The 13,237-nt window shown below is 66.6% G+C and carries 9 protein-coding genes; 8 read left to right on the forward strand and 1 reads right to left on the reverse strand.

The window, feature by feature from the left end:
• Positions 1-55: 55 nt before the first annotated feature.
• From ABZW11_RS45335 to ABZW11_RS45360, 6 genes are all read left to right on the forward strand, one after another.
• A complete protein-coding gene (locus ABZW11_RS45335) occupies positions 56-766 on the forward strand; it encodes a hypothetical protein (protein WP_355432474.1) in 711 nt (236 codons plus the stop codon).
• A gap of 604 nt (positions 767-1,370) precedes the next feature.
• Entirely contained in the window at positions 1,371-1,727 is a 357-nt protein-coding gene (locus ABZW11_RS45340; protein WP_355432477.1) for a hypothetical protein, read from the forward strand.
• 117 nt (positions 1,728-1,844) lie between these two features.
• The gene (locus ABZW11_RS45345; protein ID WP_355432480.1) at positions 1,845-2,399 is read left to right on the forward strand and encodes a hypothetical protein; all 555 of its coding nucleotides are present in this window, start codon (positions 1,845-1,847) and stop codon (positions 2,397-2,399) included.
• Between the two features lie 467 nt (positions 2,400-2,866).
• Positions 2,867-3,946: a polymorphic toxin-type HINT domain-containing protein gene (locus ABZW11_RS45350; protein ID WP_355432483.1), complete on the forward strand. Its 1,080-nt coding sequence runs from the start codon at positions 2,867-2,869 to the stop codon at positions 3,944-3,946.
• Positions 3,936-4,289 (forward strand): hypothetical protein, encoded by a 354-nt coding sequence (locus tag ABZW11_RS45355; RefSeq protein ID WP_355432486.1) that lies wholly within the window; start codon positions 3,936-3,938, stop codon positions 4,287-4,289. The genes ABZW11_RS45350 and ABZW11_RS45355 overlap by 11 nt, the downstream gene beginning before the upstream one ends.
• A 128-nt stretch (positions 4,290-4,417) precedes the next feature.
• Positions 4,418-4,756, forward strand: a complete 339-nt coding sequence (locus tag ABZW11_RS45360; RefSeq protein ID WP_355432489.1) for a DUF6461 domain-containing protein — start codon at positions 4,418-4,420, stop codon at positions 4,754-4,756.
• A 181-nt stretch (positions 4,757-4,937) separates the two neighbouring features.
• Here the strand turns inward: ABZW11_RS45360 and ABZW11_RS45365 are convergent, their stop codons facing one another.
• Positions 4,938-5,120: a hypothetical protein gene (locus ABZW11_RS45365; protein ID WP_355432491.1), complete on the reverse strand. Its 183-nt coding sequence runs from the start codon at positions 5,118-5,120 to the stop codon at positions 4,938-4,940.
• A gap of 1,519 nt (positions 5,121-6,639) precedes the next feature.
• Here ABZW11_RS45365 and ABZW11_RS45370 point away from each other — a divergent pair.
• Together ABZW11_RS45370 and ABZW11_RS45375 are read left to right on the forward strand one after the other, a co-directional pair.
• Entirely contained in the window at positions 6,640-12,261 is a 5,622-nt protein-coding gene (locus ABZW11_RS45370) for a LamG-like jellyroll fold domain-containing protein (RefSeq protein ID WP_355432494.1), read from the forward strand.
• A gap of 85 nt (positions 12,262-12,346) precedes the next feature.
• Positions 12,347-12,793: a hypothetical protein gene (locus ABZW11_RS45375; protein WP_355432497.1), complete on the forward strand. Its 447-nt coding sequence runs from the start codon at positions 12,347-12,349 to the stop codon at positions 12,791-12,793.
• Positions 12,794-13,237: the final 444 nt, after the last annotated feature.

The raw sequence follows: 13,237 nt of genomic DNA on the forward strand, positions 1-13,237 counted from the left end.
AGCAACACCCCAGGGCTGCTTCACCTCAAAACCTTGATCGCCAGACCGTCAGCCCGTGATCCATTACGCCAGCAACATCTTCAGAGGGGTCCTAGAGCACCGTCGGTACGCCGCAGATGTGGCCGAGAGCGACCGCACCTTGGAGTCCGACCTGGAAGGCCTGGCCCTATGGCGCGCCAGGATGGCGGACAAACCCCGCGACGCGCAGATGGCGGGCTGGCTGGACAGCGACAGAAAGGTGCTCCTCGGGGAGGCGTTGGGGCACTACAAACTGACCATGAGCGATGTCATCGCGCACGCCTTCATCGAGGCTCCTGTGAGGTCGACCGATCGGGCACGGCTGCGTGGCGGTCCGTGGCGCTACAAGAAGTACGACCTTCTGGTCTTCCTCATCACCCAAGAAGGCGTTCGCCAGCTCACCGTCACGCTTGACTTCCTGAAAGGCACCTTCCACGACTGGCGCAGGCTCAACTACCGTTTCGATGCGGTTGCCTCCGTGGGAGTGAGCGAGTCGGGCAACGACGAACGCACCTTCCAGCTCACGCTCGTCAACGGCCATGAGATCAGTGTCGAGGTCAGCTCCGGGACCGAGGATCTGCAAGAGGGCGAGAGCCCCGGCACCGTGTCCAAGGTGTCCCTGGACGCCGCGGGCATCCCTCACACTCTCCACGTACTGGAGGGGATCGCCGCGGAGGGCAAAAAATGGGTCGAACAGCAAGAGGTGCGCACGGGGAAGCTCGCGGCCGCCTTGAGCGATCCCGAATAAACGAGTTCGAGCGCTCCTGCGTAGCTGTCCGCTGACAGCGACCTGGTGCTCATGAGACCTGGAACTCCGCCGATCTCGTAGATACTCTGCAACGCCTGCTTGCAAGCGCGGCCAGAGCCGGTCCGTGTGCCTCGCGAACGGCTTCAAGTCCGACGCGGAAGGCCGGTTCGAAGCCGCAGATCCTCATCGCGATAGGCGATTGTCCAGGTTTATCGCGGAATCAGCTGGCCCATACTTTCCGCCAGGCGTAGGGCCCCTTGTTATTGGCATCCAGGAGGATGATTCGGTTGACGTGCCCTTCAGCTGGCCCGGAGTCGAAGGGACGAGTCGGCTGTCGGGGCGGTGTCAGTGGCTCTTCTACGGTGTGGCCGCAGCCTGCTCAACTCTGGTGGCCAGGGTCCTTGGTTGATCTGGGCCCGCTGGCCTTGGCCGATTGCGCCGTAGCTCTGGCCCGGCGATATCCGATCACTTCGCCATTGGCGTCGGCGGGCAGTCGACGGCCAGCGCCGTCGCCGTAGGTGCACTTACTCTTCTACTACTGTCTGATTGCTTTAAGTTACCGAGAGTGACATGATGTGGCGTCGTGATCGGGGAGGGAGATGCGATGCCGCGTTGGGTGTTGATTGCGACTGGGATGTTGGCCGCGCTGTTGGTAGCCGGTCCTGTGCAGGCATCAGAACAGTCGTGGAACGACGGATATGGGCAGCTCGGGGATGTGGAGATCAGCACCAACCGTCAAGACGTTGCCCTGTGTGATTGCCTCGATGATGACAACAAAGTGGCCGTGGAGTATCAAACGACCATCGGTCGGACGATCCTCCTGCAGGCCGGACCGAAGCGCGGATGTGTGCTGGATTCGGTGTTCTTTGGCTCCATCAAGCGGGCCACGTTCTGCTACGGCCCGGACGTCGATCCCGAAGGTGGTTCGCTGCGCTGGTGCAATCCGGCTCGCAGCTTCTGAGAGCAAGACTCCGAACTTCGGCGACCGATGGGAGGAAGCGGCGTGTTGACCGGGGTCGCTTCTCGTAAGTTGCCGCAGTGGCCCCGTCAACGCAGCCCTGGGCTAGCTGCGCTGGCTGTGCTGCTGGTGCTCGGCGGTGCCCTGGCGTCGATGATGCTGGTGATGCGGGCCGACGAGCGTATGTCCGTCATCCGTGTCACCGGGCGGGTCGGTGCGGGTCAGCCCTTCGGCAGCGGCGCGTTGCAGGAGGCGCGGATCGCTGACGACGGGGCCACGTATTGGCCCTGGTCGCAGCGTGATCAAGGGGCAGCGACCGTGGCGACGGTTACGGTGCTGCCGGGGACTCTGCTCACTCGCGCGATGGTCATGGGCGGTGACGGTAGGGCGGGCGCGGGAAAGGCCGTCAGGGTGGGGTTGGCGTTCAAACCCGGCCAGGCTCCCTATGACTTGCGGCGAGGGGAACGGGTTCAGCTCATCCACGTGCCTGGCCGTAGGAACGGCTCCGGGGGAGCGGTGGTCGTCGCCGAGGAGGCGATGGTCGACGGCGTCAGCTACACGTCCGGCTCGGCCGGCCAGGCCACGGTCATCGTCGACAGCGTGGTGGCGCCCGTGGTCGCGGCTCACGCCGTCAGCGGTGAAATCGCCATCGCCGTCATACGCGCCACCCCCTGACGACAGGCGTCCGGAGGTGCTGGCGGCAGCCGCACGGTACTGGGCAGACCGGCTCATTCGCGTACACAGGTTGAATTCGTAGAGTCAGTCATGGGTTTGCTGGGATGTCGAGGGTGAGCCCGGTCTGGGTCAGGCAGCCGGTGAGTAGGTGCGGTCGGTACTAGATCTTTTTCAGCTTGCGTTTGACGATCCGGACGAGTACGGGCAGGTCGGTGACGGCGAAGTTGGCCAGGTCCCGGCGGAGTAGGGACCAGACGCCATCGACGGGTTCAGTTCGGGCGCGTAGGCGGGTAACTGCGGCAGATTACGTCGGCCATGTTGACCCGGCCTGAGCCCATGCCGCGTACCGTCACCACCGGACCGGCGCCGAGGCGCGCCCCTTCGGCGGCCTCAACGGCACCGGGCGTGGCGTACCGCGGGAGCTGAGAGGCTGGAGGCGGCGTGGGACGCCGGTCCTGCCGTCTGGGGTGGCACTGGCGAAGATTGCCGCCGACGAACTCGGCATCACAGCGGGCATCAAATACTTCACCAGTGGCGATCTGAGCGCCTGCGGAAAAACGGCACTGAACATCCTCGGCTCACTGGCCGGTGGTCTCGCGGGCAAGTTGGCCGCGAAATACGCCTTGCCTTGGAAGTGGAAGAAGGCCTATGAAATCGGAAAGGCCGTCTGGAAACACGCCGGCGACGCCATCAGCGCCTTCAAGAATTGGCTCGCCGCCAAGGACAAACTCAAGATCGCAGGGCGAGCGCGAGAAAACGCCCGTAAGGCTCTCGCAGCGGTATGCGGACGGAACAGTTTCGCCCCGGGGACCGCGGTCGTCATGGCGGACGGAACCGAAAAACAGTTCGAACAGGTTGAAGTCGGGGACAAGGTTCTGGCCGCTGACCCGGCCACTGGAAAGGTCGAAGCCAAGCCGGTCGTGGACACGATCAGGGGTGAGGGCGCCAAGAACCTCGTCCAGGTGACCGTCGACGTCGACGGTGAAAATGGAAACGCGGAAGGCGTCATCGTTGCCACCGACGAGCATCCCTTCTGGGTCGAGACCCTCCAAGACTGGGTCGCGGCGACAAGGCTCGAGCCCGGCTCGCTGTTGCGAACGGCCAACGGCGCGAGTGTCAAGGTAGTCGGCCTGGCGAAGTGGACGACAAGTCGTCAGCGTGTGTACAACCTGACGATTGCCGACAACCACACCTACCATGTGGCTGCGAGCGGCGTTGGCGTTCTCGTCCACAACATCGACATCGATCCGGGGTGTTACGGATTCAGCGAGGACGACGCGAAGTCCCTGGGTAACTGGTACAACACCACGTTCTCCGACAAGGACGGAGCGCTCTACGGCTCGGTCCGGTACCACTTGGACAAGCACGGGAAGGGCCGGACCCTGGCAGATTACACGCGGGAAGCCAAGTCCCTGTGGGCGCGTACTCCCAAGAAAGAACGTGAAAAAGTGCAACTCGACAACGGCGAGGAAGGATGGAGGATAAAGGTAGGGAAGACCTTCGGTATCTACACCAAGAGTGGAAAGATTGTTACTTATGCCGATTGACCAGGAACGGATCAACCGGGCTCGGCCAGAGTTCGAATCCTTCGTCAAACGCCCGTTCCCGGAGCTGCCCCAAGGCGCGGAGTTCAGCGATCTCGTGACAGAGCTGCTGATTCTCGATCCCCGCGTCGGGGCGCTGGCAACCGCTGCTGTCAATCGCCGGATAGAGGTCGCCGATCTGCGGAAGCTGGACGAGACGATAGATCGACTGGCTCAGATCAAAGTCGAACTGGTGCGCACTCCGGCACGTGCTTCGGAGGATGTTCCTGCTGTCGCAGGACTGGTCGACTATATTGACGGCCTCCTCGAAGTCGGGCGGCTGCTGGGACGGGCGATAGTTCCATAAGGATCGGAAACCCGAGTGAAGGCGTTCAAGTTCGTGAGGCTGAGGACGTGTTCACTCGGGGTTTTCGCTTCCCTTCGTAATCGTTCTTTGGGCGAGGTCTATTCGTCGACCTCGCCGCGGCTGAGTCTGTGAGCTTCGCAGACGCCCAGCTCGAGCAGTACAACGCGGACATTCCCGGCCTCCTGCCCAGTCTGGTGGCCGGGACGATGGGCGACTGGACGCTGGTCGTCGAACCGAACGGGTGCCAGGGCGCACGACCCGAAGTGCTGAAGGCGTTGTCGGCCCGGGGGTGGACGGTGAACGTGCTGCTCGACGGGGGCCGGTACGACCGGCTCAGCTATGCCGCTGCCGGGCGGTTGCCGGCTGTCCGGCTGACGTCCTCCCCGTCCGGCTCCGGCCGCCTTCCGGGTGACGCCGACGCGGTCATCGACGCGGTCGGCACCGATGACGTCATCGGGCTCCAATGACGTCATCGGGCTCCAAGCCGCCACGCTCCTGGCGGCGGAGCACATCACCGTGCCCGCCTCACGGAGGAGTGGCTGCTGGGTGGCGGTCGCACGCGCCTGCTCGTCGAGAATCCGCTCCCCAACGACATCGTTCCCGATCAGTTACGCGACCACCGCATACTGAACCGGTTCGGCAGCACCTTCACAGCCGCACGGCGCGGTGTCCAGTCCGGGCCGGGTTCTCGTGCACCTCGTCGCGCAGTAGGGCGACCTGGCGGCGGACATCCCGCCGACGGATGGCGTCGTCGTCGCCGCGCAGGAACTCCAGCGCCTCGGACACTGCGGGGTGCGACAGCTGCGAACCCTGGACCACCGCCTCGGTCATCAGATAGCGGATGGGAGCCGCCTTGCCAGGCGACAGATCATCAAGGATGGCCCGTACTTCGGGTCGGTTCAGACGACCTCACCGAATCCGCGGACGCGGTCGCGGGCCACGCCTACATGGGACATCTCACCGACGATCAGAAAGCCGTCGTCGTCATCATGAAGCGATGCCTGCAGCGCATCGGCCGCACCGCGCCCTGAACGCGCATCAGAGCTGATGACAAGCGGCAGGGCCGGTCATCGACGCGATGTGCCTCTGATCACTCGTCCCGTCGCCCAGGGTGTAGCCGGGCGGCGGTCGAGGCGGCGACGGACCTCGTCGGTGCCGAAGCGGTAGTCGATGCGCTGGGTGGCCTCGGCTCAGTCCTCCATCGAGCGGACCGCTGACAGGGCCTCCACGACGAACGGGTCGCTCTATCGTCTGGACGCGCTCCCACAGCGTGCCGGTGTCCTCGGTGAGGAGGCTGCCGACGGTGCCCTCGTAGGTGGGCGGTGGTCCGCGGCCAGGGCGTTGCCCAGGGGAGCGACGACGTCCCCAATGGCGGTGGACGGTTGCCGTTCCGGGTTGTACGCACGTATTTGGCACGATCGACGGTTGCGTCGCCCGCGGCGCGGAGGCGGTCGTAGCGGGTTGTCGCTGCATGGATGACGCGGAACTGGGGGTTGACCTGGGGAAACGTCTTCAAAATCATCCCCCGCATGTCCCCTGATCATGGTCATACGGCTGCGTACGGGCACTACCCGCTGCCTATCGAGGGTGGCAAAACAAAAGACCTGCGGCTGTGAAACCGCAGGTCGGGGGCCATATATGGCGATCTAGGTGAGTGCCCCCGGCAGGATTCGAACCTGCGGCACCCGCTTTAGGAGAGCTCGAGTCGAATGGAGTTCGGTATCTCCACTAATGGGCCATATGTGCGTGTTGCTCGGCGTGTATTGGCGCCTCAGCCTGGACCTCCCACCGTCCATCGTTTGACGGGCGTTTGGCCTAGTGGAAGCGATGCTCGCGGCGGAAGCCTTGCAAGGCGGTACCGCTCTTCAGATGTGGGTGCAATGGGGCTCGGCGCGTCCTCTAATCGCTCGTGGTCCCGTCCGGCTCCAGCAGATTGATCATGCTGAACCTGATCGGCGCCGCTGGACCGGAACATCAGCTGCGTCCGGCGGCCACGCCGCCGCCCCGACGGGTCGGCGGCTCCGCACGCGCCTGGATCGGCTTTGTCTCCGCAGCCAGCGCAAGACTGTCAGCCCGGGCACCGGCGGCCGACCGCGACGGCATCCCCGCCGACGCGGACGCATTCACAACCGCGCACGCCTCTACAAGGGCTGACCTCACCCGCCCGCTGGTCACAAGCTGGGGGGCTCCCCGCCCAGCTCAGCAAGGAGGCCAAGGGTCGGAACCTGGAGGAGATAAGGGTTTGCACCGATCACGGAGCATCCCGTTCCCGATACCGGAAACGATCTTTACGTCATCGTCGTCCCGTGTGACGATCACCTAGTTTGATCCTCCAGTTCGAAAGGTAACGATGAGCACACGCCGATTATCGTCCGGCTCGTCCACCCGAACCCGCCGCAGCGCCGCCCTGATCGCGGCCCTGGCACTTCCGCTCTCGCTGCTGAGCGCACCCGCGATCGCCCAGGGCCCCACGCCCTCCCCCTCCTCCGCTCCCGCCGACCCCGTGCTCAAGACCGCCTGGGACAAGGCCGCCGCGTCAGGCAAGCCGGTCGGGGTGCCGTCCAAGTTCACGGAGACGATGAAGGTTCTGGCGAACCCGGACGGCAAGACCATGCGGGCCGAGCTGTACACCCGGCCCGTCCAGCTGAAGAACCCGGCCGGCGGCGCCTGGGAGCCCATCGACACCCGCATCGTCACCCGCGACGGCAAGCTGCAGGCCGCGCGAGTCAAGAGCCCGCTGACCTTCGGCGGGCGGGGCGCCAAGAACCTGGTGTCCGCCAAGGGCGAGCACGGCACGACCGGGCTGGGCGTGACCCGGGCGCTGCCGGAGCCGAAGGTCTCCGGCAGCACGGTCACCTACCCCGACGCCGTGGCGCCGGGAGCCGACCTGGTGGTCCAGGCGCAGGCCGACGGGTTCGTCTCCCAGGTGGTCTTCCGGCACAAGCCGGCCGGCCCGGTGACCGTACGGCTGCCGCTCACCCTGTCCGAGGGCACCACATTCGGTAAGACGTCTGACGGGCTACCACAGCTCAAGGACGCCAAGGGCAAGGCCGCGGCGGCGCCGGTCGTGCTGGCCGCGATGGACGCCAAGGTCGAGGCATCCCCCGACGAAGGCAGGTCCGCCCCGGTCGAGGCCCGCGTGGAGACCTCCGGCAGCACGCCGGAGCTGGTGTTCACCCCGGACGAGAAGTTCCTGGCGGACCCGGCGGTGACCTACCCGGTGACGATCGCCGCCGCCGACGACTGGTTCGGCGGCGGAAGACCCACCGACGCCTGGATCAGCAAGAACGCGGGCGGTAACAACGCCGCGGCCGGGTATCTGCGCGCCGGCACCACCTCCACCAGCGCCGACGTCGCCCGCGTGTACCTCAAGTTCAACACCGAGGACCCCGTGCTCGAGGGCGCCACCGTGGTGGATGCGGACCTGTGGGTGTGGAACTACAAGTCCGGCGGCCCCAACAACGTGAATTGCGGCGATCCGATGGACGGGTCCGGCATCGGAGCGCGCCGCGTCATCTCCTCCTGGGACACCTCCACCTTGAGCTGGTCGCGACAGCCCACGCTCGGCAACGTGGAAGGCGAGAGCGGCAACAAGGCCGGCTACAACTACGAGGCCGTGCCCCCTTCCCCCAGCTGGTGCGCCAAGGAGGAGAAGCTGGTGCACCGGGTCACGAACATGGCCCGCGCCTGGATCGAGCAGGACCAGCCCAACCACGGGGTGGTGCTCCAGGCTGTCAGCGAGAGCGCCACGATCAACTGGCGCCAGTACTACTCCAGCGACTACAGCGGCGCGGACTACCCGGGCTACCGACACCCGCCTACCCTCATCGTCCAGTACATCCCGAGCGTCAAGGAGCAGCTGATCGTGCTCCGTACGTACCCGGGCGACCAGGAGCCGCCTGCGGCGTCGTACGCCGACGACCAGGCCTGGGTGGCGGCGGGCAACGTCCACTACGACGAGCTTCCCCCGTCGCGCGTCATGACCGACGACGAGGCGCTGGCCGGCGCCGTGGCCACGAACAGCTCGGCGCAGACCTCCCTGACCGAGGCTTACTATCCGGAAGGGCTCACCGACGAGGAACTGATCGAGGGGATCGACACGGACCCCGAGGCGCCGCCGGAAGAGCCCGAGCCCGGCACCAACCCTCCCCCCGAGGACGACACCACGCCTCCCACGGTGACGGAGACCAGCCCGGCGAGCGGCCAGGCCGACGTCCCCACCACGACGTCCGTCGTGGCCGTCTTCAGCGAGTACGTCACTGACGCCGTCGTCACCGTCAAGAACCCGCAAGGGGCGGAGGTCGCGGGGAACGCGGTCCTGGACGCCTCTCACGAGGTGCTGACCTTCACCCCGAACGCGGCGCTGGCCGGCGACACGGCCTACACCGTCGAGGTGAGCGGCGCCAAGGACATCGCGGAGAACGTGATGACCCCCCGAACGTGGTCCTTCACCACCGCCGCGCCGGACACCGTCCCGCCTGTCGTGTCGGGGACGAGCCCGGCCGCGGACGCCACCGGAGTACCGGTCGACGCGCCGGTGCGGGCAACCTTCGGCGAGAAGGTGTCGGGCGCGCAGATCACCGTCAAGAACGCCCAGGGCACCGCAGTCGCGGGCACGTCCGCGATGGACGCCGAGGGCAAGGTGCTGACCTTCGCCCCGCAGCAGCGGCTGGCCGGCACCACCGTGTACACGGCCGAGGTGAGCGGCGCCAAGGACACCTCGGGCAACGTCATGGCCGCGCCGCACATCTGGTCGTTCACCACCGGGGCGGACGCGCCGCAACCGGTGCCCGGGCTGGTGGCGGCCTATGGCATGAACGAGGGTACGGGCACCCGCGTGTCCGACTCCTCCGGGCAGGGCAACGCCGGCACGGGCAGCGACACCACCTGGGTGAACGGCAAGTACGGCAAGGCCCTGTCGTTCAACGGCACGTCCAGCTGGGTCACCGTCCAGGACGCCGCCTCGCTGCGGCTGACGACCGGGATGACGCTGTCGGCCTGGGTCAGACCCGCCTCGGTGGCCGGCTGGAGCAGCGTGGTGGGCAAGGAGCTGAGCACCTCTGGCGTCTCCTACACCCTGTACGCCTCCAACGGAGATTCCGTCCCGTCGGGCTGGGTGCAGACCGGCCCCGAGGTGCCCGCCGCCGTCCAGGACTTCGAGCCGCTGCCGGTGAACGCCTGGAGCCACGTGGCGCTAACCTACGACGGCTCCGCGCTGCGGCTGTTCGTCAACGGGCAGCAGGCCGACGAGGCCGCGCTGACCGGCAGCCTCTACGACGAGGGCGGGCCGCTACGGATCGGTGGCAACCAGGTCTGGCAAGAGTACTTCAGCGGCCTGATCGACGAGGTGCGCGTCTACAACCGGGCCCAGACCGCCACCCAGATCCAGACCGACATGAACACCCCAGTCGGCCAGCAGCCGGCGCAGGACACGCAGGCGCCGAGCGCGCCCGGCTCGCTCGCCGCGACGGGCGGCTCCGGCAACGCGCAGCTCACCTGGACGGCCTCGACGGACAACGTGGGCGTGACCGGCTACTCGATCCACCGCTCCACGACGCCGCAGTTCACCCCGTCGGCCGCGAACGCCGTCGGCTCGTCGACGGCCACCACGTTCACCGACGCGGGCCTCGCCGCCGGGACCTACTACTACCGGGTCCGGGCCTCCGACGCGGCCGGTAACCTCAGCGCGTCGTCGAACGAGGTCGCGGCCACCGTCACGGCTCCGCCGGCGAACCCTGGTCTGGTCGCCGCCTATGGCATGGAAGAGGGCGCGGGCACCACCGTCGGCGACTCCTCCGGGCAGAACAACATAGGTACGGCCATCGACACCACCTGGGCGGCGGCCGGCAGGCACGGCAAGGCCCTGTCTTTCAACGGCTCCACCAGCTGGGTCACCGTTCCGGACGCCCCGTCACTGCGCATGACCGACACACTGACGGTGTCGGCCTGGGTGCGGCCCACCGAGTCGAGCGGCTACCGCACCGTGCTGATGAAGGAGAACATCTGGGACGGCTCCTACACCCTTTACTCCGCCTCCGGCGGCTCCCTCCCCATGGGCTCGGTGGAACTCGCCGACGCGCCTCGCGGGGTGCGGGCAGACGACCCGCTGCCGCTGAACCAGTGGAGCCACCTGGCCCTCACCTACGACGGCAGCGTCGCCTACCTGTACGTCAACGGCGTCGAGGCCGACGCCTACCCGTTCACCGGCGAACTCGTCGACGCCGGCGGTGACCTGCGCCTCGGCGGCAACGGCATCTGGGAAGACGAGTACTTCAGCGGCCTGATCGACGAGGTGCGCGTCTACAACCGGGCCCAGACCGCGGCCGAGATCCAGGCCGACATGAACAAGCCGGTCGGCGCCGCCGCGACCGCGCGACAACAGCGTACGAACATCGCCACGAACTCGGCACCCGAGATCGCCAAGCTGACCGTGGACGACGCCCGCACCGCGGACGGCGTCGCCGTCACCTCCACCCTCACCCCCCGCCTGACCACCTGGCTGCCCGCCGGGCGGAGCGGCGAGGCGAAGGTGGACGTCGAAGTCGCCCGTACCCCTCCTGCCAAGACCGGTGCCAAGACCGGCAAGGCGGACAAGCCGGGCGCGGACCAGCGGCCGATCTGGTCCGGCCAGGCCACCGCCGGACCTGGCGACGCGCAGGCCACACTGCAAGTGCCCAAGGACCGGCTGCGGGCGGGCTCAGAGGTGCGCTGGCGGGCCCGGGCCACCACCGGCGGGGTCACAGGCGACTGGACCGGCTGGCAGACCATCAAGGTGGACCGCAACTCCCAGGTCACGGTGCGCGCCGCCGCCTCCGACCCTCCGACCACCCCCGATGACCTCAAGACCACCCTGCCCACCGGGGCCGAGCAGCCGAAGTGGGCGACCGTCCAGGACTGCTACCGGGAGGCTGGGCGCGCGTCCTCCGGAGGCGTCTACACCCCCAACCGTTTCTCGCACTGCCGCCTGACCAGGTTCGTGGTGAACGTCTGGGAGGGGACACCAGGCAGTTCCTCAGCGGTGCTCAAGGGACAGCTGCACGGCTTTCAGATGATGCACACCGGAACCCGTGTCTCCCAGCGGATCCTGCAGGTGGACAAGAGGATCTCGCTGCTCCCCGACCAGAGCTGGGGCTACCAGCCCAAGAGGCTGGCCTTCGGCTGGGACGTGCTGAGCACGGAGCCGGCCGGCCAGAACCCGACCATCTGCGACCGCAGGTCGGAGTCCGGCATGCTCGGCATGTACACCGTCGCCCAATGGGCCACGGCGTCGGCGCAGCAACCCGGCTGGCACATGACGGCGACCTATGCCGACCGCGGCAGGGAGGGCTACCACAAGCTGGGCAGGTGCACGGTCAACAGCTACGCGCGCGGCGAGAGTCCCTTCGACAAGGGACCGCGGGAGTTCAGCAGCACGGTCGGCCTCCCCTCGTTCGTCCGCTGCGACGCCTCGCCGACGATCGGCTGGCACAACAAGAACGGCGGCGGCTGCGTGCACATGAACGCCGTCACGAAGATGGTCATGCGGCCAGACGACGTCAACCCGCGGGGAGTCGGCTTCCGCGACATCTTCTATCACGTCTCGATGGCCTTCCATCTTCCGGACCAGACCTACCCCCTAGCCGGCGGGAAGTCATTCCCCGACACCGAGGGCGAACGCAAGAACATCCCTGGGAAGAGCATCGCGTCAAGGCTGACCCGGGCTGCGTTCAAGGCCACGAAGGAGGCGAATTACACGGTGACGGCCAGCGTCTGCAAGAACGAGGTCCCGGTCGAGGATCAAAACAAGAAGAGCTGCGACGAGTTCCCCTTCGAGTCGACCTACCAAGGGGCAGCACGAGCGAACCCTGACCACAACTTCTCCGTCGCCAGAATCAACGGAACCATGAACAAGCAGCACGGCAACGTGCTGAAAGCCTGGTACTGGAACAACCGGATCATCAATAAGGACAGTTTCTACATCGAGCTAAAGTAGCGCCGTAACCGCCCGATGAGGTGGGATGGGGGTCACCGCGCCCGCGCGGTGACCCCCATCCTGACATCGCCACCACCCTCGAACCGTGGAGGCCGGCAGCGTGGCCGCATTGATAAGTGAATTACTGGACGACGACCCGATCCGCGGTTTCGTCGGCGTGGTTGACACCGCGGCCGAGGAATCCCCTGATAACTACGCCATCGAGCCGGGAGGATGGGCCGCAGCCCAAGACAACTGGATCGCCATCGACGAGCCGCTCGAGCAGGGCTGCCTCGTCAAGTACGAGGTGTGGGATGGCGAGCCGCCGGCGCACCCGCCCGTGGGCTCGACCTGGCAGGGGGCCGTCTACCTGGAGTCCGGGATCATCCAGCCCGAGGACAACGCCGGCACCGATCTGACCGGCAGTAGGTTCGACCTCGGTCGGCCCGACCGGCGGTGGAACGTCCGCGTCCACCGCGACCGGCTCGGCCACGGAGCGTTCCCGCCGGACGTCGTCCAGCGGACGTTGATCACCCTACAGTTCTGGCCGTGAGGAGCCGAGCAGTGGTTGCCGGAGCCCAGATGGCGGGAAACTAGGGCCTGAGCTGGGGAAACGCTATCGAGATCATTCCGTGTATATCCCCTGATCGTGGTCTTACGGCTGCCTGCTGGCACCGTCGGTCGCCTACCGAGGTCACAACACAAAAACCTGCGGCTGAGAAACCGCAGGTTAGGGCCCAAAAAGCCGATCTATGCGAGTGCCCCCGGCAGTATTCGAGTCTGCGGCACCCGCTTCAGGAGTCAGGCGAGCTTCTTCGTTGTTTTCGCAGGCCGGACCGGTAGGACGGAACTTCGTACGAAGAGATTGCGCACGCATTTGGCACGCCAGCCTGTTTGAGTCATAGGTTGAGCGCATGTTGCGTCCTGGAAGCTGGTCCAGGCCTGCGGGTGAAAGTCCCGTCCGGGTAAGCATCGGAGCGCCCGGTAGCAGGCCCCG

This window comes from Nonomuraea sp. NPDC004580 (genome assembly GCF_040609855.1).
Classification (GTDB): Bacteria; Actinomycetota; Actinomycetes; order Streptosporangiales; family Streptosporangiaceae; genus Nonomuraea; species Nonomuraea salmonea.

Coding starts and splice junctions, on each gene's coding strand:
- ABZW11_RS45340 (WP_355432477.1), top strand. CDS start 1,371: ATGCCGCGTTGGGTGTTGATTGCGACTGGGATGTTGGCCGCGCTGTTG.
- ABZW11_RS45365 (WP_355432491.1), bottom strand. CDS start 5,120: ATGACCGAGGCGGTGGTCCAGGGTTCGCAGCTGTCGCACCCCGCAGTG.
- ABZW11_RS45370 (WP_355432494.1), top strand. CDS start 6,640: ATGAGCACACGCCGATTATCGTCCGGCTCGTCCACCCGAACCCGCCGC.
- ABZW11_RS45355 (WP_355432486.1), top strand. CDS start 3,936: ATGCCGATTGACCAGGAACGGATCAACCGGGCTCGGCCAGAGTTCGAA.